Genomic DNA, 19,853 nt, shown 5'->3' with positions numbered 1-19,853 from the left:
GGTGCTGGCGGGTTGTCGGTCCAGAGGGGCCGGGCTAGCCTTTCTGACGGAGCGTCAGGAATGGGGTTAGGGGAAGCGATGGACCTCACGTACACGCCCGAGGAGGAAGACTTCCGGGTCCGGCTGCGCAGCTGGCTCGGCGAGGTGCTGCCGGGGCTCCCCGCGAAGCCCGCCGCCACCGACTGGCCCGGCCGGCGGGCGTACGACACGGCCTGGCAGCGGATGCTGTACGACGCCGGATACGCGGGCCTGCACTGGCCGCGGGACGCCGGCGGGCAGGGCGCCACCCCGACCCAGCACCTGATCTTCCTGGAGGAGACCGAGCGCGCCGGGGCGCCCTATGTCGGCGCGAACTTCGTCGGGCTGCTGCACGCGGGGCCGACCCTCGCCGTCGAGGGCACCGCCGGGCAGCGCGCCCGGTGGCTGCCGCCGATCCTGCGCGGTGACGAGATCTGGTGCCAGGGCTTCAGCGAACCGGACGCCGGCTCGGACCTCGCCGCGCTGCGAACCCGAGCCGTGCGCGACGGGGACAGCTACGTCGTCAGCGGCGCCAAGATCTGGACCTCGCACGCCGAGGTCGCCGACTGGTGCGAACTCCTCGTCCGCACCGACCCGGACGCGCCCCGGCACCGCGGCATCAGCTGGCTGGCGATGCCCATGGACGCGCCGGGGGTGACGGTCCGGCCGCTGCGCACCCTGGCCGGCTCGACGGAGTTCGCCGAGGTGTTCCTCGACGAGGTGCGGATACCGGCCGGCAACCGCGTCGGCGCGGAGAACGACGGCTGGCGGGTGACGATGGTGACGCTGTCCTTCGAGCGTGGCACCGCCTTCGTCGGCGAGGTGGTGGCCTGCCGCCGGGTGCTCGGCGCGCTGGCCCGCGCGGCCCGCGCCAACGGCCGCTGGGACGATGCCGTGCTGCGCCGCAGACTGGGCCGGCTGAACGCACAGTTCACGGCGCTGTGGCGGCTGACCCAGTGGAATGTGAGCGAGGCGATGGGGGTCCCCCCGCGCGCGGGGCGGCAAGGGAGCGGCGGCGGCGTGCCGGGAACCGGTGGCTCGGTCTTCAAGCTGCGCTATTCGCACGCCCGTCAGGAGCTGTACGACACGGCGGCCGAGGTGCTCGGCGGCGGTGCGCTGGACGCGGACCACGAGTGGATCGCCGACCGGCTGTCGTCGCTCTCGTACACCATCGCGGCCGGCACCTCGCAGATCCAGCAGAACATCGTCGCCGAGCGGATTCTCGGCCTGCCGAAGGGGCGGTGACCGGCCGTGGACTTCCAACTCACCGATGACCAGCGGGCGTTGCGGGACGGCACCCGCGAGCTGCTGGCCGGCCGGTTCGGCCGGGACCGGCTACGGGCCGCGGTGGGGGACCCGGCACTGGACCGGGCGCTGTGGCGGGAACTGGGCGAGGCCGGGTTCTTTGCGCTGCGGCTGCCGGCGGAGGCCGGCGGGGTGGGACTCGGGCTGCCGGAAGCGGTGCTGGTCCTTGAGGAGGCCGGGCGGGCGCTGCTGCCGGGGCCGCTGGTGGCGTGCCAGCTGCTGGCCGGGGTGGTGGACGGGGTCGCGGCCGGGGAGCGGATCGTCGGGCTGTGCGAGGGGGAGCGGGAGCCGGTGGTGTGGGAACACCCGGCCGACTGCGATGAGTTGATCATGGTGGGGTGCGGCAGGGGTGGCCGCATCGGCGGACCCGGAGGCGGACCCGGAGGCGGACCCGGAGGCGGATCCGGAGGCGGACCCGGAGGGGAAGTCGGAGGGGAAGTCGGGGGCCAAGTCGGGGGGGTACAGGGGCGCGCGGACGGTGCATACCGGAGCGCGTCGGACCGGGTCGCCTGCGCCCCTTTTGCCTCCGTCGATCCGCTCACCCCGCTCGCCCGCGTCACGGATCTGCCGCGCGCCGCTCCCCTGGCCCTGGACGTCCCCCGGCTCCGCCGCGAGGCCACGCTGCTCACCGCGGCCCAGCAGCTGGGCAGCGCGGCCCGTACGGTCGAGACCGCGGTGCGCCACGCCCGCGAGCGCGAGCAGTTCGGCGTCCCCATCGGCTCCTTCCAGGCGGTCAAGCATCTGTGCGCGCAGATGCTCGTACGTGCGGAAATAGCGCGAAGTGCCGTCTATGCGGCGGCGGTCACGGACAGTGCTCTCGACGTCACGGCCGCGAAGCTGCTCGCCGACGAGGCGGCGGTGGCCAATGCGCGGGATTGTCTGCAGGTCCACGGCGGAATGGGCTTCACCTGGGAAGCCGATGTCCATCTGCATCTGAAGCGGGCCTGGCTGCGGGCCGAGTGCTGGCAAGTGGCGCGCGAGGCGGAAGAGCTGCTGGCGGCGGGCTTGATCGGCTGACGGCGGCCGCGCGAAGGCCGGCGCGGCGGCGCCCGGTGCCCGGCGATGCCGGACTCCGGCAACCCGTAGGCGAAATGTCGGACTCACCGCACCGAAGTGGTCACGGAGGGTCGATATCGGGTTGTGTCCTAGGCGTGACTCGTCACAGGGGGGAGTCGGCGGTCGGCTCGGGTACGCTCCGTTGGGTGCGAGTGGTTCTGTGGCGCAACGAACCCGGTGTCGTCGGAAAGACGGCTCCGGGGTACGGACTGCGTGCCGCTCGCCCTTGGGCGGGCCGTGGTCGCCCCCCTTGTTCGACTCCCCGCAAAGTGCGTCGCACAGTATGCAGGACGCATACTCCCTTGCGCTGGAATATGCCCGAAGCGCTTGTTGGGGTGACTGAACGTCAACCATGCTGTGCTTCGCCGGGGTCACGCACCGTGACTCCGTGGAGGCGCGAGGCGATGTTTCCGCCGGTTCGGATGGTGTGAGCGGTGCAGGTGCTTCAGGTGCAGTTGGACGTACGGCCCGACCCTGCGGAGGTGGGGCGGGCCCGGCGGTGGGCCCGGTCGCGGCTCGTGGGTTCCGGTATAGGGGCCGACGAGCCACTCGCGGAGACGCTGATCCTGTTGATCTCCGAGCTCGTCACCAACGCTGTGGTGCACACCGGCGCGGCGGCCGAGCTGCGGATGTGTTTCTCCGGATCGGGTGCCGTGGTCGGAACGGTCCGGGTCGAAGTGGTGGACGTGAGCGCCCGCCCGCCACGTCAGCGGCACGCCGACGGCGAGGACACCAACGGTCGCGGCCTGGAGCTGGTCGACGGGCTGGCCGACCGCTGGGGCTGGCAGCAGGAGGGCGGCGGCAAGCGCATCTGGTGCGAGGTGGACCGCGGGCAGCCGCTCCTGATGGCGGCGGGGTCCGATCTGGGGGCCTATGAGCCCCCTCACGCAGCGTCGCGTGCCGTGACGCATCAGGCGTAATTCGGGAGCAATTCCCTCATACCTCAGTAAGTCGGGCCGTCGGCCGTCACGGCCGGCGGTCCGGTGCGGCCCGGGTCAGAGGATCGCCACGGGCGCGACCGGTGCACCGGATCCACCGACGAACGGTTCGGCCATCGCGGACAGCAGGAACGCGTGGCGCCCCGCCTCCGCGCAGGCCGTCGACAGCTCCTCCAGATTCCAGTTCTGGCCCTGCGGCATGCCCATCTCGACGAGGTCGAGCGCATGCACCGGCATCCACAGGTTCTCGATCTCCGGCGGGAAGATCTCAAAGGTCAGGGTGTCATTGGCGACCGCCGCGACATCGCGCGCGTGGAACCACTCCGGGGTGCGCACCGAGAGGCCGGGCGACGGGAAGGCGTAGGCCTGCCGGTCACCGGCGAGGTAGTGCCGCAGCTGCCCGGTCCGTACGAGGACGATGTCGCCGGCCCGGACCGTCGTCCCGGCCAGTTCCTCGGCGGCGTCCAGGTCTTCCGGTGTGACCGCATGCCCGCCGGGAAGCCGGTCGGTGTGGTGCACCCGGGCCACGTCCAGGAGGACCCCGCGGGAGACGATCGGAGGGGCCTTTTCCACGCCGAGGCGGGTGGCGCCGTGATGCGCGGTGACCGAGTCGGCGGGGCGGTTGTTGTAGAGCCGCCCGGAGTGGGAGGCATGGGCGAGGCCGTCCCAGTGGGTGGCGGCCTGGAGGCCCATCGTGACCACGTCGTCCGAGGTCGCGACCGTGCCGGGGCCGAAGATCTCCTGGTTGACGGCGGTCATGGTGTGCAGCGGGTTGACCCGGCCGGGGATCACGCCGGTCTGTACGCCGTCCTGCCGGAGCGGGAGCGCGAGCGGGATGCGGCGGCCGCTGCGGATGCAGCCGGCGGCCTCCCGGACGACCTGGCCGGTGATCAGGTTCAGGGTTCCGGCCTCGTCGTCCGCTCCCCAGCGTCCCCAGTTGTTCACGCGGTGGGCGATGTCGTGGAACTCCTGCGGCAGGGGCATGGGCCCTCCTTGGGATGGCCGGGTTCGGTCCGGCCCCGGGTCTTGTGTTCGTACCGTGTCTGCTCAAAAATCTAACGGTCCGTCAGAAACTGCGGAAAGGGTCACGGCATGGGGAACTTCTTGGCCGGCAAAGTGATCGCCGTAACGGGGGCGGGCCGCGGTATCGGCCGGGCGGTGGCCCTCGCCTGCGCGGACCAGGGCGCCAAGGTGGTCGTCAACGACTACGGGGTCTCCATCGAGGGGGGCGAACCCAGCAGCGAGGTCGCCGAATCCGTGGTGAAGGAGATCGAGGCGGCCGGGGGCGTGGCGGTCGCGGTGGCCGATGACGTGTCCACCATGGCCGGCGGTCAGCGGATCGTGGACACCGCGCTGGCGCAGTTCGGGCGGGTCGACGGCGTGGTGTGCGTGGCCGGGATCCTGCGGGAGCGGATGCTCTTCAACATGTCCGAGGAGGAGTGGGACCCGGTGGTCGCCACCCATCTGAAGGGGACGTTCACGGTCTTCCGGGCCGCGTCGGCCGTGATGCGCCGGCAGGGCTCGGGAACCCTGGTCGGCTTCACCAGCGGGAACCACCAGGGGTCGGTGTCGCAGGCCAACTATGCGTCCGCGAAGGGCGGGATCATCTCGCTGGTGCGCAGCGCGGCGCTGGGGCTGCACAAGTACGGGGTGACGGCCAATGCGGTGGCGCCCGTGGCGCGGACGCGGATGTCGGCGAATGTGCCGATGGAGCTGACGGAGATCGGCGAGCCGGAGGATGTGGCGGCGCTGGTCGTCTATCTGCTCAGCGAGCAGGCCCGGGAGGTCACCGGGCAGGTGTACACGGTTGCCGGGCCGAAGATCGCCGTGTGGGCGCAGCCCAGGGAGCTGCGCTCCGTGTATGCCGAGGGGGGCGGGTGGACGCCGGAGCGGGTGGCCCAGGTGCTGCCGGGGTCGGTGGGGACCGATCCGATGCCGTTGCTGGGGCAGGTGGCGGCGATGGCGGCTGCGGCTGCGGCTGCGGCTGCGGCTGCGGCTGCGACTGCGGCGCGGCCCGGCCGGTAGGTGGTGTGTGTGCGTTGCCGGGTGCGGCGCCGTGGTGGGTTTTTTGGTCCGCTGCGCGGGGCTGTGGGTGCGGTGACGGGCCTGCGGGGCCTGGTGTGGGGACTGCTTCGCTTTACGTCCCCACACCAGGCCCCTCCGGCCCGTCACCTCCCGTGGGTGGGTGGGGAAAAGCTGGGTGGGGCGGGCGTGGGAGGTCTTCGTGGACTTTGGGTTCGGGAGCGGGGATGAGGAGTTCCGGGCGGAGGCCCGTGACTGGCTGTCGGGTCATCTCGTAGGCCGCTACGCCGAGTTGGCGGGACGCGGTGGCCCCGGCAGCGAGCACGAAGGGGCCGCGGAGCGGCGGGCGTGGGAGCGGGAGCTGGGGGCCGGCGGGTGGATCGGGCTCGGCTGGGACTGTGCGGCGGGGGCGTACGGGAACCGTCCGGTGAGTCTGAGCCGGCAGGTCGTATGGGCCGAGGAGTACGCGCGGGTCAGGGCGCCGGGGCGGGTGGGGCACATCGGGGAGAACCTGCTCGCGCCGACGCTGCTCGCGTACGGGGACGAGGCGCAGCGGCGGCGGTTCCTGCCGGCCGTCGCCCGGGGCGAGGAGCTGTGGTGCCAGGGCTACAGCGAGCCGGATGCCGGGTCGGATCTGGCGGGGCTGCGGACGCTGGCGGTCCGGGACGGTGCCGGCTATCGCGTCAGCGGGCAGAAGATCTGGACGTCCCTGGCGAGGGAGGCCGACTGGTGCTTCGTGCTGGCGCGGACGGACCCGGCCGAGCGGCGGCACCGGGGGCTCTCGTTCCTGTTGGTGCCGATGGACCAGCCGGGACGCATCGAGGTGCGGCCGATCCGGCAGATGTCGGGGACGGCGGAGTTCAACGAGGTGTTCTTCGACGGTGCCCTCGCCGGGCACGTGGTCGGCGGGGAGGGTGCGGGCTGGCGGGTGGCGATGGGGCTGCTGGCGCAGGAGCGCGGGGTGTCCACGCTCGTCCAGCAGATCGGGTTCGCGGCGGAGCTGGCCGACGTCGTCGGGACGGCGGTGCGCTGCGGCGCCCTGCGCGATCCGGTACTGCGTGAACAACTCATCACCCTGTGGGCCGAGTTGAAGGTCATGCGGTGGAACGCGCTGCGCACCCTGGGGGCCGCCGGGGACGCCGGCGCACCGAGTGTGGCGAAGCTGCTGTGGGGCGGCTGGCACCAGCGCCTCGGGGAGCTGGCGATGCGGGTGCGGGGGGCCGCCGCGGCGCTGGGGCCCGCCGACTGGACCGCGCAGGCGCCGTACGAACTCGACGCGCTGCAGCGGCTGTTCCTGTTTACCCGGGCCGACACCCTCTACGGCGGCTCGGACGAGATCCAGCGCAACATCATCGCCGAGCGGGTGCTCGGCCTGCCCAGAGCGGAGCGGATATGAGGGGCGTCATCTTCGACGGGGAGCAGCCCCGGGTCGTGGACGATCTGGAGGTGCGGGACCCGGGGCCGGGCGAGGTGCTGGTCGGCATCCGGGCGGCGGGGTTGTGTCACAGCGATCTGTCGGTGGTCGACGGGACCATTCCGTTTCCGGTGCCGGTGGTGCTGGGGCACGAGGGGGCGGGGGTGGTCGAGGCCGTGGGCGCGGGCGTCGGCCATGTGGCGCCCGGTGATCATGTCGCGCTGTCGACGCTGGCCAACTGCGGGGCGTGCGCGGAGTGTGACCGGGGGCGGCCGACGATGTGCCGGAAGGCGATCGGGATGCCCCAGAAGCCGTTCCGGCGGGGCGATACCGAGTTGTTCAGCTTCGCGTCGAACTCGGCGTTCGCCGAGCGTACGGTCGTCAAGGCGGTGCAGGCGGTGAAGATCGCCGGGGATATTCCGCTGACTTCGGCCGCGCTGATCGGGTGCGGGGTGCTGACCGGGGTCGGGGCGGTGCTCAACCGGGCGCGGGTGGACCGCGGGGACTCGGTCGTGGTGATCGGGGCCGGCGGTATCGGCCTCAATGTGCTCCAGGGGGCGCGGATCGCCGGGGCGTCGGTGATCGTGGCGGTGGACGCCAACCCCGCGAAGGAGGCGGTGGCGCGGCAGTTCGGGGCGACGCACTTCATCGATGCGTCGGCGGTGACGGACAGCGTCAAGGCGGTCAAGGGGATCCTGCCGACCGGGACCGACCATGCCTTCGAGTGCGTGGGCAGCACCCGGCTGATCCGGCAGGCCGTCGATCTGCTGGACCGGCACGGCCAGGCGGTGCTGCTCGGTGTGCCGCCGGCCACCGCGGAGGCATCGTTCCGGGTGTCGTCGATGTATCTGGACAAGTCGATCCTGGGCTGCCGTTACGGGTCGGCCCGCCCGCAGCGGGACATCGCGCTCTACGCCCGGCTGTACCGCGAAGGGCGGCTGCTGCTCGACGAGTTGGTGACCCGGACCTATCCGGTGCAGGACTTCGCGAAGGCGGCGGACGATGCGCATCACGGGCGGGTGGCGCGGGCGGTGCTGACGTTCGGCTGAGGGCTGTCCCGCCAGGGATGACGGGACAGCCCTCAGGGCTGCGGTGCGGTCCCGGTCCGGTGTGGCCGCGGTGCCGGCCGGGTGCGGCCCCGGTGCCGGCCGGGTGCGGTCCCGGCGTGCGGCGGCTTCGGGGCTTACCCCTCACGCACGGAACCGCCCGAAGGCTCCCCGGTGGAAGAGGAGCGGGCCGGTTTCGGCGGCGGCCGGGTCCGTGCCGAGGGCGTCGACCCGGCCGACCACGATCAGATGGTCGCCGCCGGTGTGCACGGCCTGGACCGTGCAGTCGATCCAGGCGGGGACCCCCGCCAGCCGTGGTGAACCGGTCGCGGGCGCGGGCCCGTAGTGGACACCGGCGAACTTGTCGCCGCCGCTGACCGCGAAGCCGCGGCACAGCTCGCCCTGCCCGGCGCCGAGGATGTTCACGCAGAACACCCCGGCGCGGGCGATCCGCGGCCAGGTGGCCGACGTACGCGAGACCATGAACGCCACCAGCGGCGGGTCGAGGGAGAGCGAGGCGAAGGACTGGCAGGCGAAGCCCGCCGGCCCCGGTTCCCCGGGCGAGGTGACCACGGTGACGCCGCTGGCGAAGTGCCCCAGGACGGAGCGGAATTCGGCCGGATCCAGCGCGGCGCGCTCGTCGTCGCGTACGGCCCGCAAGGCGGGTCGCGGAGGTGGCCCGGCGGCTGCGCCGGCCGGTGCGCCGGCCGTGGTGGGCGCGCCGACGGAGCGCAGATACCGCACGGCCGTGGCCGCCATTCCTGCGTGTCCCATCATGCTCTTATTGAATCTGATGAGGCGTCAGATGTGAAGGTGCGGGCAACGGTGGCCACCCGCACGTGTGGTTTACCGGGGGATCGGGGTTGATCTCGGCCGATTCGCGGGAGATTGGTGAGCGGTTTCCTGATTGCGTGTCGTCCGCACGGGTAGCGTCCACCTCGGCCGCGTCCGTAGCCGAGCACGGGGGAGAGTTCCGGTACATGGCCGATGCGACATCGTCGTCAGCTTCGTCTGCCGCGTCACCCACCTTCGACGAGGTGTTCTGCGGGCTGCTGCCCCGGCTCTACCGAAGAGCGGTGATGCTGGCCGGATCGAGACAGTCCGCGGAGGATGTGGTGCATGAGGCGTACCTCCGGCTGGCCGCCCGGCCACAGCGCTTCCTCGCCCATCCGGAGCCGTACGCCTATGCCTTCACCGCCGTACTCAACGTCGCCCGCGACGCCTACCGCAAGGACCGGCGGCAGGTGCTGGTCGAGGGTATGGACGACGTCGAGAACGCCGGCGCGGGCGGCGGCGCGGGTGCGGGGCCCGGTGGCTGGGACGGCGGAGTCGAGCGGCGGCAGGCCGAGATCGAAGCGGTGCGCCTGCTGGGGAAGTTGTCGCACCGGCAGGCCGGCATCGTCATCCTCGTCGACCTCGACGGCTACACCATCGACCAGGCCGCAAAGATCATGAAGGTGCATCGTGGCACCGCCGCCCGCCATCGCGCCCGTGCGTTGGACAGGCTGCGCGCCTACCTCGTTGAATCCGAACACGGGCAGGCCGGGAGGTGAGCAGCGCGGTGGGTGTGGGGTCACGGTACGACGGCGGTGCGGGTGGTGCGGGCGGCGACGGCGGGGGCTTCGGCGGCGGTCGCGGTGACGGGGGCGGGGGCGGCGGCGATGCGGAGGCGCTGCTGCGCGTACGGCTGCGGCTCGCGGACGAACAGATCGAGACACCCCCCGGCCTGTGGAACCGCATCAGGGACTCCGGCGCCGCACCGGTGCCCGCCGTGGCCGCACTGCCCCGGAAGCGGCCGTACGCGGTCGCGCTCGTGGTGGCGGCGGCGGTGGCCGCGGTGGCGCTGGGGGTGTGGTGGCTGGTGCGCCCCGGGCCCGTCACCCTGCAGCCGGCGGGTCCGCCCCCGACGGTGAAGATCACGGTCTACAACAGCGAACAGGCCTGCCGCACCGGCCGCTCCCTGGAGTGCGCACTGCGGCTGGCCAGGGACCCGCGGGCCATGTACGCCGCGCGTGGCAACTCCGCCGGCCGGGTCTGGCACGGTGACGCACTGGCCGCGCACTGTGTGGTGACGGACGGCCGGATGGTCCGCGACGAGGCGGGCATCACCTCCACCCGCTGGTATCTGGTCACCAGCGGGCAGGGGGTGCGGGGGTGGCTGCCCGGGGTGCGGACGCGGAACACCCGTGAGGTGCCGGAGTGCGGTGCCGGGGTGAAGCAGTCCGGTCAGCGGCGCGGGTAGGCCGGGTGCCGGGGTGAATCAGGCGGTCAGCGGCCCCGGTAGGCCGGGTTGCGGCGTGCCACGAAGGAGGCGATCCCCTCCTGTGCGTCCGCCGTCGTCATATTGACCTCCTGGGCGGTGGCCTCGGCGGCGAAGGCCGTGGCCCGGTCGGTGTCGAACGAGGCGTTGACCAGTTGCTTGGCCAGGGCCAGTGCGCGGGTCGGGCCGGCTGCCAGCCGCTCCGCCCACTCCCGGGCCGCCTCCGCCAGCTCGCCGTCCGGGACGACCCGGTTGACCAGCCCCATACGTGCCGCGTCGGCGGCCGGCACGGCGTCGCCGAAGAACATCAGTTCCTTGGCGCGCTGCGGGCCGATCAGCCGTGGCAGGAGATAGGCGCCGCCGCCGTCCGGGACCAGGCCGCGGCGGACGAACACCTCGATGAACCGGGCCGATTCGGCCGCCAGCACCAGATCGCAGGCGAGCGCGAGATGGGCGCCGATGCCGGCCGCGGTGCCGTTGACGGCGGCGATCACCGGCTTCTCGCAGTCGAGCACCGCCGTGATCAGCCGCTGCGCGCCGTCCCGGATCATCCGGGCGACGTCACCGGCGACCCGTTCGCCCGCCGCCGCCGATCCGCGCAGATCGGCGCCCGCACAGAAGCCCCGGCCGGTCGCGGTGAGGACGACGGCCCGTACGTCCGGGTCGGCCGAGGCCTCGGCGAGCAGGCCGATGAGGCGCTCGCGCTGCTCCGGGGTGACCGCGTTCATCGCCGCCGGCCGGTTGAGGGTGATCCACGAGACGCCGTTGTCAGTGGCGTGCAGTATCAATGAATCGGCTGGGTCGACTGGACCGGCTGACTCGACTGGATCGGCTGAAGGGAGTGGATCGGCTGAAGGGACTGGACCGGCTGAAGCGCGTGGATCGGCTGAAGTCAGTGGATCGGCTGAAGCGCGTGGATTGACCGGCGCGACGGAAGCGACGGGGTCCGCGCGGTCGGGGGGATCGGTACGGGCGGTGTTGTCGCCGGGCCGGCCTGGCGCGGCGGGTGCGGCCGGCCCGTCGGGTTCGGCGGCGGCCGGGGGAACGGAACCGGGGGACGGTGAGGGTGTCATGGGGGAGCGGCTCCCAAGGGGACGGTTGTCGGGACGGGCGTCGGCTCGGGCGCGATCAGGGGCAGATGGCGAGCGCGTCGAGGGCCACGGCGCCCTCCCCGCGTGGCAGGACCACCAGCGGGTTGATGTCCAACTCCGCCAGCTGCCCGTCGAGTTCGAGCGCCATCCGCTGCACCCTGAGCACGACCTCGACCAGCGCATCGACATCCGCGGGCGGTGCGCCGCGTACGCCGTCCAGGAGGGCCCGGCCGCGGAGCTCGTCGAGCATCGCGCGCGCCTGGTCCTCGCCGAAGGGCGGTATCCCCACCGCGACATCCTGCAGGATCTCCACGAGCACCCCGCCGAGGCCGACGGTCACGGTCGGCCCGAAGAGGCTGTCGTGGGTGATGCCGACGACCATCTCGACGCCCCGCTCGATCATCTGGCAGACCAGTACGCCGTCCAGCGGGACGTCCTCGTAACGGGCGATGTCGGTGAGCTCGCGATAGGCGTCCCTGACCTGGCTGGCCGAGGTCAGCTGGACCTTGACCAGGCCGAGTTCGGTCTTGTGCGCCAGCTGCGGCCCCGACGCCTTCATGACCACCGGGTAGCCGACCAGGCTCGCCGCCCGTACGGCCGCCGCCGCGCTGGTCACCAGCTGTTCGCGCGGGACCCGGATGCCGTAGGCGCGCAGCAGCTGCTTGGCCGCGTGCTCGCTGAGCGGCTGGCCCGGACGCATCAGGGCCTGCGCCTTGCGCGCCGACGGGGACGGTATGCGGGGGGCGTCCTCGAAGGGGGAGCGGTAGCCGGCGGTGAAGCGGTGGTGTTCGAGGTAGGCGCGTACGGCGGTGATGCAGTTGGCGAAGGTGCGGAAGGTCGCCACCCGGGAGGAGCCGAGGAGGGTGCCGCGATAGGCGTCCTCCGTGCCGACCGGCGAGCCCCACACCACGCACACCAGCTTGTCGGTCTGTTCCGCCGCGTCCACCAGATCCTGGGCGAGCTTGTCGCTCATCGGCGGGAAGGGCCCGGTGATCGGGCAGATCAGTACGCCGATGGACGGGTCGGCCAGGATCGCTTCGATGATCTTGCGGCCGCGCCAGTCGCCCACCGGGTGCCCCCCGTTGTCGATCGGATTGGCGACGTTGAGGTAGTCCGGTATCCACTGGTGCAGTTCGGTCTGCTTGGCATCGCCGAGGGTGGGCAGCCGCAATCCCGCCGCGGTCGCCAGGTCGGCGAAATGGGCGCCGGTGCCGCCGGAGATCGAATAGACGGCGACGCCCTCCGCGGTGGGCTTTTTGGCACGGGCCAGCAGGGCCGCGGTGTCCTGCAGCTCGTCGAGCCCGTCCACCCGGATCACGCCGAACTGCCGCATGGCGGCGTCCACGACACCGTCGGCGCCGGTGAGCTTGCCGGTGTGCGAGGCGGCCGTCCGGGCTCCGGTCTCGGTCCGGCCGACCTTGACGGCGACGACGGGCACCTTGTTGCGGGCGGCGCGGTCGGCGGCCAGCAGGAAACTGCGGCCGTCCTTGAGGCCTTCCACATACGCGGCGATGGCCCCGACCTCGGGACGGGTGGCGAAGTAGGAGACAAAGTCGGCGGTCTCCAGATCGGCTTCGTTGCCGGTGGGGGCCCAGTGTGAGAGGCGGATGCCCAGTTGCTGAAGGCTGAAGACGGGGCGGCCCTGGTGGCCCGACTGCGTGATCAGGGCGATGGCCGGGCCGTCCAGGTCCTCGCGGAACTTCTCGAACGCGTTGAGGTTGGTGTTCGGGCCGAGCAGCCGCAGACCGGCGCGCTCGACGGCCTCGGCCAGCCGGGCCTGGGCCGCCGCGCCGCGCTCGCCGGTCTCGGCGAATCCGGAGGCGAAGGCCACGGCGAACTTCACCTTGGCCTCGCCGAGTTGCTCGATGACCGGCAGTGGGTCGCCGACCAGGAGGACGGCGAGGTCGACGGTCTCCGGCAGATCGGCGACGGTGGCGTGACACGGCCGCCCGAAGACCTGGGTGCGCCCCGGATTGACGGGGTGCAGCCGGGCACCGACGCGTTCCGCCCAGGCGATCAGCTGGCGGGTGATGCCGGTGTTGGGGCGGCCCTCGCTGTCCGAGGCGCCGATCACGGCCACGGACCCGGGCCGGAAGAACCGGTCCAGGTCGGGCACCGGAGCGTGCAGCGGGCGCCCGCTGACGTCGCGGTCGACCGCGACGGCGCCCTGTCCTCCGTCCCCGGAGTGCGGTTCACTCATGCCGTGGACGGTGTGTGGTGGTTGCTCCCCACAGGCCACGACGCGGGCCGGCCGGGAGTGAGTGGTGAGGGTGCCGTGAGTCGATCCAAGCATCGCAGACGCCCGCTCCTCTGTGAGGCCGCTCCTTCTCCTTACCTGACGCATAGTCAGATTACTGAACTGACGGCGTGTCAGGAATGGGGCTGCACGGTAAAGGTTGCGGAGGGGGCCGGCCTTGGGGGAGGGGCGACCTTGGGGGAGGGGCGGCCTTGGGGGAGGGCCGGCCGTGGCCCTGCTCCGGTCTTGGCTTCCCCGGGGTGGATGAATTGCGCAGAACCCCTTGCGCGGGGGGGTGCGTGTCGGCTGAACTGACGTACCGTCAGGAATGGTGCAGGGTGTGGGTTGCGCGCGGTGTGCCGCGCCCACGGCGGGCACCCGGTGCGGCAGCGGGAGGGTGTGCGGGATGCGTTTCGATGTGCCTGAGGCGGACGTCTTCACCAGGCCGTACTGGGACGCGGCGGCCGAGGGGCGGCTGCTGTTGCGCCGGTGCCGGGCCGAGGGGTGCGGTGCGGCCCATCACTACCCGCGTGAATTCTGCCCGTACTGCTGGAGCGAGGACGTCGGCTGGGAGCCGGCCACCGGCCGCGCCGCCCTGTACACCTGGTCCGTCGTGCACCGTAACGACCTCCCGCCGTTCGGCGACCGGGTCCCGTACGTCGCGGCCGTGGTCGATCTCGTCGAAGGCCCCCGGATGATGACCGAGATCGTCGACTGCCCGGAGCCGGAACTGCGGATCGGGATGCCGCTCGCGGTGCACTTCCGCGACGGGGGCGAGGGTGAAGGGGACGGCGAGGGGGCGCGCGCGGGCGGCAGGTTCGCCATCCCTGTCTTCCGGCCCGCGTGACATCGGCCGGTCCCGGTGCGTCCCCGAGCCGGCGCGCCCCTGCGGTCCGTCCCTGGGCTCCCGCGTAGCCCCGGGCCCGTGTGTGTCCCGGTGTCCCCGCGCCCTCGTTCAGGCCGCGGCTTCCTGTGGCTTCCCGTGGCTTCCCGTGGGCTTCCCGCGGCGAATTCCGGTGGCGGGCCCGCTGCGTCCGCGGGATGCTGTGGGCGTGCTGATCCGTGAGGCGACCGCGGGCGACTGGCCCGCCATCTGGCCCTTCCTCCACACCCTCGTGGCGGCCGGGGAGACCTATACCTATCCGCGGGACGTCGATGAGGCGACGGCCCGCGAGATGTGGATGCTGACGGCGCCCGGCCGTACGGTCGTCGCCGTCGACGACTCCGGGACGGTGCTCGGTACGGCCAAGATGAACCCCAACCACATGGGCGGCGCCGCGCATATCGCCGGCGCCAGCTTCATGGTCGATCCGCAGCACGGCGGACGCGGCGTCGGGCGGGCCCTGGGCGAACACGTACTGGCCTGGGCCCGCGCCGAGGGCTATCGCGCGATGCAGTTCAACGCCGTCGTGGAGACCAACACCGGCGCCGTCGCCCTCTGGCAGTCGTTGGGCTTCCAGATCATGACGACACTCCCCGAGGGCTTCCGGCACCCCACCAAGGGCTATGTGGGGCTGCACATCATGTACCAGCAGCTGTGAGGGCGAGCGGACCGGCGTGACGCGACGGCCGCCGGGCCGGCTCGGTGGCTCACGGACCGGCTCCGCAGCTCACGGACCGGCTCAGCGACTCACGGCCAGAGCAGTTCCTTCACCCAACGTCCGCCTTCGCAACGGTAGTTGAGACGTACGTGTCGGCGCCGCGCATCCCCCTGGAAGAACTCGACCTCGTCGGCGCGCAGCACGTACAGCGTCCAGCTCGGCACCGGGGCCTGTGGCTCGCGCCGGGCGCGCTCCCAGGCGGCGTCCGAGGCGCGCGCCAGTTCCGAGGACGAGCCGAGCACCTCGCTCTGCCGGCCGACCAGTGCCGCGGCCAGCGCGCCCGTGGAACGGCGGTGCAGATCGGCCGCGCTCTCCTCGGGCCCCGCCGCGGCCACCGTCCCCCGGACCCGCACCTGGCGGCCGACGCCCGCCCAGTAGAAGCCCAGCGCCGCCCGTGGCCGCTCGGCCAGCTCGCGGCCCTTACGGCTGCCGTGGTGCGAGGCGAAGTGCCAGCCGCGCTCATCGGCGTCGTGCAGCATCAGGGTCCGTACGGAGGGGGCACCGGCCGCGTCCGCCGTGGCGAGTGTCATGGTGTGCGGCTCGGGGACACCGGCCTCGGCGGCCGCCCGCAACCACTGCCGGAACAGCGGCAGCGGTTCGTCCGGGGCCGCTGCCGGGTCGAACCGCGGCAGTTCGACGTCCCAGACCCGCAGCCCGCGCAGCAGCTCACGGAACGCCTGGGCGTCCGCAGTGTCGGAGTGGTGTGCCGCGGCGCCGGCGGGGGCGGCGTCCGGCGGGCCCTCGTGCCCGGCGTGATCAGTCATGTCACGCAGCGTACGTGGGGTGTGCGGCGTAGGTGGTGCGTGCGGCGTAGGTGGTGTGTGCGGTGTGCGGCCGGCGACGGCCACCAGGAACAGCGGATCATGCGGATCACCCTGCTCGTTGCCCGATTCGCCGCCGAGGCGCCCAAGCAGGACGGCTCAAGCAGGCCAGCCCAAGTAGGCCAGCCCAAATAGTTCCGCCCAAATAGGATAGTTCCTGACCTTGACCCTCACTAGCGTCGCCCTTGACGGAGTCATCACCGCGAAGGAGCAGAAGTGAGCAACGTCAGCAGCAACCAGCCGCTCGGCACGCCGACATGGATCGACCTCGGGGTCCCCGACCTCGACCGTGCCATGGAGTTCTACCGCGCACTGTTCGGCTGGGAGTACGAGGAGCGGTCGGCGGCGACCGGCCCCTTCACCCTGTGTCTGCTGCGCGGACGGCGGGTGGCGGCGCTGCGTCCCGTCTCCGCCACCGACGCCGAAGGGGAGTCCTGGTGGCATGTCCACCTCGCCACGGACGACTGCGACGGTACGGCCGAGCGGATCGTCGTCAGCGGCGGGACGGTGCTCGCGCCGCCGACGGACGTGGCGGACCTGGGCCGTACGGCCGTCGTGGCGGACCCCGTCGGCGCCCGTTTCAGTCTCTGGCAGGGAAGGACGCTGCCGGGCTGTGAGCTGGTCAACGAGCCCGGCACACTGGTCCGCAACGACCTCGCGTCCCCGGACCCCGGCCCCGCCCGCCGCTTCTACGCCACCGTCTTCGACTTCACGCTCGACGGCAACGACGACCTCCCCGGCTTCGACTTCACCTTCTTGCGCCGCCCCGACGGCCATGAGGTCGGCGGCATCTTCGGCGAGCCGGCGGCCACCGCGTCCCGTTGGCAGACCGTGTTCGAGGTCGCGGACACCGACGAGCTGGCCGCCCGCGCCATCGCCGCGGGCGGTACCGCCGCCACCCCCGAGGACGCCCCCTACGGCCGGATGGCCGCGATCACCGATCCCTTCGGGACGGCGTTCAGCGTCATCACCCGCCCGCGCCCGACGCCGGCCGGTCAGGGACCGTCCGACAGCTAGCCGCCCCCGCCGCCGTTTTTGCCGCGCCGTCCTCGCCGGGCCGCCCCCCGCCGCGGAGAGCCACTCACCCCGCCGCCCCCGCCGCCCCCGCCGCGGAAATTCATTCGCCCCGCCCCAGGGCCCGGCTTACGCTTCCCCCATGCACTTCCTCCAGATCTACGGCTGACACGGCCGAGGGCGGTCCACCGCCCCGCCCGCACCCAGGCGCGCCCGCGGCGCGGCCGGCTTCGTTGCCGGTGTCGCGCGGTACCGCCTGGGCCGTCGGGCTTCCGTGTTCCCGTTCCGTAGCTCTGTAGGAAGGAAGTCCTGGTCCTATGCGTCGTTCTGCCTCTGCGTCCGCCCATATCGCCATGGTCGGCACGCCCATGGTCAGTCATGTGCTGCCCAGCCTGGAGATCATCCGTGAACTGGTGGCCCGCGGCCATCGTGTGACGTATGCCAACGCCGGTCATGCGGCCGAGCTGATCGCCCCCACCGGCGCCGAGTTCGTCCGCTACACCACCACCCTGCCGGTCATCGACAACGACTGGCCGCAGGATCCCGTCGCCGCCTCCGCGCTCTTCCTCGACGAGGCGATCGCGGTGCTGCCGCAGCTGCACACCGCGTACGACGACGACCCCGCCGATCTCTATCTGTACGACGTCGCCTCCTACTCCGCCCGTGCGCTGGCCGAGGCGCAGGGCCGCGACCTCGTCCAGCTGTCACCGACCTATGTGGGCTGGGAGGGGGCCCAGGAGGAGGTCGGTGCGTGGTTCGCCGGGCTGCCGGGGGCGGCTGACTACCACGCGCGATTCGCCGCGTGGCTGGACCGGTGCGGTGCGGTCACCACCACGGTGGACGAGTTCGCCGGCCGTCCGCGCCGGGCGCTGGCGATGATCCCGCGCGCCATGCAGCCGCATGCCGACCGGGTCGATGCCGATGCGGTGACCTTCGTCGGGCCGTGCCTCGGCAGCCGTGCGGAGCAGGGCGGCTGGACGCGGCCGGCCGGCGCGGAGAAGGTGCTGCTGGTGTCGCTGGGCTCGGCGTACACGCGGCAGCCGGAGTTCTACCGGCAGTGCGTGGCGGCGTTCGGGGACCTGCCGGGGTGGCACGTGGTGCTGCAGATCGGCAAATACACCGATCCGGCCGAACTGGGGGACCGGATCCCCGGGAACATCGAAGTGCGCTCATGGGTACCGCAGTTGGCGGTGCTGGAGCAGGCGGATGCCTTTGTGACGCATGCCGGGATGGGCAGCAGCAGCGAAGGGCTGTACGCCGGTGTGCCGATGATCGCCGTCCCGCAGGGCGCCGAGCAGTTCCTCAACGCCGACCGGCTGGCCGAGCTGGGGGTCGCCCGCCGCATCGACACCGCGGATGCCACGGCGGAGGCATTGCGCGGCGCGCTGGCGGAACTCACCGCCGATCCGCAGGTCGCCGTGCGTTCGGCCGGGCTACAGGCCGAGACCCGCGCCCAGGGGGGCGCCCGCCGGGCCGCGGATCTGATCGAGGAGCGGTTGGAGCGGTCGAGCTGACGCCCCTGACCGGGGTGCGGTTGGAGCGGTCGAGCTGACGCCCCGGGGGCCGGCCTCGTACGTAGACGTGCGGGGTCGGCCCCCGGTCCGCCTCCCCGGCCGGCCCCGGTTCGGGTTACCCCCTACGGGCCCGGCCCTCACCCCCGGCCCCTCACCCCCGCCCCAACACCACCGTCCCCGAGGAGCAGAACCAGCCGCCCGTGCCCGAGGCGACCGCGAGCTGGGGCAGTGCGCCGCCGGGTTTGCGTACCTGGCGGTCCGGGCCGGCCTCGCCGCGGAGCTGGCGTACCGCCTCGACCAGCAGGAACAGGCCGCGCATACCGGGATGGCAGGCGGCCAGTCCACCCCCGTCGGTGTTGACCGGCAACTCCCCGTCCCGCAGCAGCCGCCCCTTCTCGACGAACGCACCGCCCTCGCCCTTGGCGCAGAAGCCCAGGTCCTCCAGCGTCACCAGGGTCATATAGGTGAAGGCGTCGTAGAGTTCGGCGAGGTCGATCTCGTCGGGGCGGACACCGGCGCGGGCGAAGGCCAGCCGCCCGGAGACCGCCGCGGGCGAGACGGTGAAGTCGTCCCACTCCGACATGGTGGTGTGCGAGACCGACGTGCCGGAACCGAGCACCCATACCGGGGACTTGGCGAGGTCCCGGACGTAGTCCTCGGCGACGAGCAGGACCGCGCAGCCGCCGTCGGAGCGGATGCAGCAGTGCAGCTTGGTGAACGGGTCGGCGATCAGCGGGCCGGAGAGCACCTCGTCGACGGTGATGGGGTCGCGGTACATGGCGTCCGGGTTGGTGGCCGCGTTGGCGCGCGCCTGGACCGCTATCTGGGCCAGCTGCTCCAGTGTGGTGCCGTACTGGTGCATATGGCGCCGGGCGGCCATGGCGTACTTGGCGATCAGGGTGTGCCCGTAGGGGGCCTCGAACTGGAGCGGGCCGCGGGCCCCGAAGGAGAGATTCGCCGTGCGCCGCCCGGCCTTGATGTCGGCACGGGCAGTGGAACCGTAGACGAGGAGTACGGCGTTGGCATGTCCGGCGGCGATCGCGTCGGCGGCGTGCGCGGCCAGGACCTCCCAGGTGGCGCCGCCGACCGAGGTCGAGTCGACCCAGGTGGGGTGCAGTCCCAGATATTCGGCGACCTCGACGGGGGCGAGAGTGCCCAGGCCGGCCGAGGCGAAGCCGTCGATCACCGAACGGTCCAGCCCGCTGTCGGCGAGGGCCCGGCGGGCGGCCTGGGCATGCAGGGCGTACGGGGTGGCCTCGTCCACGCGGCCGCAGTCGGACAGGGCCACTCCGGCGACGGCGACCTTGCGATTCCCGTAAGGGGTCCCTGGAGTCATGAATCTGACGGTACATCAGATTGTCGGGGGTGGGCAGGGTAGGGCGAGCCGGGCCGGGCCGGGCGGGCGGGGCAGGGCGGGGCCGACCGGGCGGGAGGTCCGCTCCTCCCCGCGACTTTGCGAACACGCCTAGGAAAGTGCACCCCCCGTCCCTACTATGACGGCCCGTCAGATCGGTTGC

General features: G+C 72.5%; 18 protein-coding genes. 12 read left to right on the top strand and 6 right to left on the bottom strand.

Annotation, left to right across the window (positions count from 1 at the left end; translation table 11 throughout):
- Positions 1–78: 78 nt before the first annotated feature.
- From ACWGJY_RS18275 to ACWGJY_RS18265, 3 genes are all read left to right on the top strand, one after another.
- Entirely contained in the window at positions 79–1,263 is a 1,185-nt protein-coding gene (locus ACWGJY_RS18275; protein WP_453261823.1) for an acyl-CoA dehydrogenase family protein, read from the top strand.
- Between the two features lie 6 nt (positions 1,264–1,269).
- Complete coding sequence (locus tag ACWGJY_RS18270) at positions 1,270–2,340, top strand: acyl-CoA dehydrogenase family protein (RefSeq protein WP_453261822.1); 1,071 nt, start codon at positions 1,270–1,272, stop codon at positions 2,338–2,340.
- A 473-nt stretch (positions 2,341–2,813) separates the two neighbouring features.
- A complete protein-coding gene (locus tag ACWGJY_RS18265; protein WP_453261821.1) occupies positions 2,814–3,299 on the top strand; it encodes an ATP-binding protein in 486 nt (161 codons plus the stop codon).
- 75 nt (positions 3,300–3,374) lie between these two features.
- On the opposite strand, the gene ACWGJY_RS18260 is transcribed toward ACWGJY_RS18265, so the two are convergent.
- Positions 3,375–4,301, bottom strand: a complete 927-nt coding sequence (locus ACWGJY_RS18260; RefSeq protein WP_453261820.1) for a cyclase family protein — start codon at positions 4,299–4,301, stop codon at positions 3,375–3,377.
- Positions 4,302–4,409: 108 nt separating this feature from the next.
- Here ACWGJY_RS18260 and ACWGJY_RS18255 point away from each other — a divergent pair, with 108 nt between their 5' ends.
- The 3 genes from ACWGJY_RS18255 (at position 4,410) to ACWGJY_RS18245 (ending at position 7,802) form a co-directional block, all read left to right on the top strand.
- Positions 4,410–5,342 (top strand): SDR family oxidoreductase, encoded by a 933-nt coding sequence (locus tag ACWGJY_RS18255; protein ID WP_453261819.1) that lies wholly within the window; start codon positions 4,410–4,412, stop codon positions 5,340–5,342.
- A 199-nt stretch (positions 5,343–5,541) separates the two neighbouring features.
- Positions 5,542–6,735 carry an acyl-CoA dehydrogenase family protein gene (locus ACWGJY_RS18250; RefSeq protein WP_453261818.1) on the top strand — a complete coding sequence of 398 codons (1,194 nt, stop codon included), beginning with the start codon at positions 5,542–5,544 and terminating at the stop codon, positions 6,733–6,735.
- A complete protein-coding gene (locus tag ACWGJY_RS18245) occupies positions 6,732–7,802 on the top strand; it encodes a Zn-dependent alcohol dehydrogenase (RefSeq protein ID WP_453261817.1) in 1,071 nt (356 codons plus the stop codon). Before ACWGJY_RS18250 ends, ACWGJY_RS18245 begins: the two co-directional genes overlap by 4 nt.
- A 141-nt stretch (positions 7,803–7,943) precedes the next feature.
- Here the strand turns inward: ACWGJY_RS18245 and ACWGJY_RS18240 are convergent, their stop codons facing one another.
- Positions 7,944–8,558, bottom strand: a complete 615-nt coding sequence (locus ACWGJY_RS18240) for a flavin reductase family protein (protein WP_453261834.1) — start codon at positions 8,556–8,558, stop codon at positions 7,944–7,946.
- A 221-nt stretch (positions 8,559–8,779) separates the two neighbouring features.
- On the opposite strand from ACWGJY_RS18240, the gene ACWGJY_RS18235 reads away from it, so the two are divergent.
- Complete coding sequence (locus ACWGJY_RS18235) at positions 8,780–9,352, top strand: RNA polymerase sigma factor (protein ID WP_453261816.1); 573 nt, start codon at positions 8,780–8,782, stop codon at positions 9,350–9,352.
- Between the two features lie 8 nt (positions 9,353–9,360).
- Positions 9,361–10,041, top strand: coding sequence for a hypothetical protein (locus ACWGJY_RS18230; protein ID WP_453261815.1), 681 nt, complete (start codon positions 9,361–9,363; stop codon positions 10,039–10,041).
- A gap of 26 nt (positions 10,042–10,067) precedes the next feature.
- Here ACWGJY_RS18230 and ACWGJY_RS18225 read toward each other — a convergent pair whose 3' ends face one another.
- Both ACWGJY_RS18225 and ACWGJY_RS18220 read right to left on the bottom strand, forming a co-directional pair.
- Complete coding sequence (locus ACWGJY_RS18225; RefSeq protein WP_453261814.1) at positions 10,068–10,847, bottom strand: enoyl-CoA hydratase/isomerase family protein; 780 nt, start codon at positions 10,845–10,847, stop codon at positions 10,068–10,070.
- A gap of 340 nt (positions 10,848–11,187) precedes the next feature.
- Positions 11,188–13,443 (bottom strand): acetate--CoA ligase family protein, encoded by a 2,256-nt coding sequence (locus ACWGJY_RS18220; RefSeq protein ID WP_453261813.1) that lies wholly within the window; start codon positions 13,441–13,443, stop codon positions 11,188–11,190.
- Positions 13,444–13,792: 349 nt separating this feature from the next.
- Between ACWGJY_RS18220 and ACWGJY_RS18215 the strand changes: the two genes are divergently transcribed.
- Both ACWGJY_RS18215 and ACWGJY_RS18210 read left to right on the top strand, forming a co-directional pair.
- Positions 13,793–14,233: a Zn-ribbon domain-containing OB-fold protein gene (locus ACWGJY_RS18215; protein WP_453261812.1), complete on the top strand. Its 441-nt coding sequence runs from the start codon at positions 13,793–13,795 to the stop codon at positions 14,231–14,233.
- A 205-nt stretch (positions 14,234–14,438) separates the two neighbouring features.
- Complete coding sequence (locus ACWGJY_RS18210; RefSeq protein WP_453261811.1) at positions 14,439–14,927, top strand: N-acetyltransferase family protein; 489 nt, start codon at positions 14,439–14,441, stop codon at positions 14,925–14,927.
- Positions 14,928–15,016: 89 nt separating this feature from the next.
- On the opposite strand, the gene ACWGJY_RS18205 is transcribed toward ACWGJY_RS18210, so the two are convergent.
- Complete coding sequence (locus ACWGJY_RS18205) at positions 15,017–15,751, bottom strand: pyridoxine/pyridoxamine 5'-phosphate oxidase (RefSeq protein WP_453261810.1); 735 nt, start codon at positions 15,749–15,751, stop codon at positions 15,017–15,019.
- 273 nt (positions 15,752–16,024) lie between these two features.
- Here ACWGJY_RS18205 and ACWGJY_RS18200 point away from each other — a divergent pair, with 273 nt between their 5' ends.
- Both ACWGJY_RS18200 and ACWGJY_RS18195 read left to right on the top strand, forming a co-directional pair.
- A complete protein-coding gene (locus tag ACWGJY_RS18200) occupies positions 16,025–16,825 on the top strand; it encodes a VOC family protein (RefSeq protein ID WP_453261809.1) in 801 nt (266 codons plus the stop codon).
- A gap of 314 nt (positions 16,826–17,139) precedes the next feature.
- Positions 17,140–18,336, top strand: a complete 1,197-nt coding sequence (locus ACWGJY_RS18195; RefSeq protein ID WP_453261808.1) for a macrolide family glycosyltransferase — start codon at positions 17,140–17,142, stop codon at positions 18,334–18,336.
- 151 nt (positions 18,337–18,487) lie between these two features.
- Here ACWGJY_RS18195 and ACWGJY_RS18190 read toward each other — a convergent pair whose 3' ends face one another.
- Entirely contained in the window at positions 18,488–19,672 is a 1,185-nt protein-coding gene (locus tag ACWGJY_RS18190; RefSeq protein WP_453261807.1) for a thiolase C-terminal domain-containing protein, read from the bottom strand.
- Positions 19,673–19,853: the final 181 nt, after the last annotated feature.

Source organism: Streptomyces sp. NPDC054765, from assembly GCF_053612065.1.
Note: the sequence above shows the minus strand (reverse complement) of the source record. Positions and strands in the feature narration are given on the sequence as shown.

Excerpts from the sequence above, each read along its gene's own strand:
- ACWGJY_RS18235 (WP_453261816.1), top strand. The coding sequence starts at position 8,780 with ATGGCCGATGCGACATCGTCGTCAGCTTCGTCTGCCGCGTCACCCACC.
- ACWGJY_RS18195 (WP_453261808.1), top strand. The coding sequence starts at position 17,140 with ATGCGTCGTTCTGCCTCTGCGTCCGCCCATATCGCCATGGTCGGCACG.
- ACWGJY_RS18260 (WP_453261820.1), bottom strand. The coding sequence starts at position 4,301 with ATGCCCCTGCCGCAGGAGTTCCACGACATCGCCCACCGCGTGAACAAC.
- ACWGJY_RS18190 (WP_453261807.1), bottom strand. The coding sequence starts at position 19,672 with ATGACTCCAGGGACCCCTTACGGGAATCGCAAGGTCGCCGTCGCCGGA.
- ACWGJY_RS18205 (WP_453261810.1), bottom strand. The coding sequence starts at position 15,751 with ATGACTGATCACGCCGGGCACGAGGGCCCGCCGGACGCCGCCCCCGCC.
- ACWGJY_RS18220 (WP_453261813.1), bottom strand. The coding sequence starts at position 13,443 with ATGCTTGGATCGACTCACGGCACCCTCACCACTCACTCCCGGCCGGCC.
- ACWGJY_RS18215 (WP_453261812.1), top strand. The coding sequence starts at position 13,793 with ATGCGTTTCGATGTGCCTGAGGCGGACGTCTTCACCAGGCCGTACTGG.
- ACWGJY_RS18275 (WP_453261823.1), top strand. The coding sequence starts at position 79 with ATGGACCTCACGTACACGCCCGAGGAGGAAGACTTCCGGGTCCGGCTG.
- ACWGJY_RS18240 (WP_453261834.1), bottom strand. The coding sequence starts at position 8,558 with ATGGCGGCCACGGCCGTGCGGTATCTGCGCTCCGTCGGCGCGCCCACC.
- ACWGJY_RS18245 (WP_453261817.1), top strand. The coding sequence starts at position 6,732 with ATGAGGGGCGTCATCTTCGACGGGGAGCAGCCCCGGGTCGTGGACGAT.
- ACWGJY_RS18255 (WP_453261819.1), top strand. The coding sequence starts at position 4,410 with ATGGGGAACTTCTTGGCCGGCAAAGTGATCGCCGTAACGGGGGCGGGC.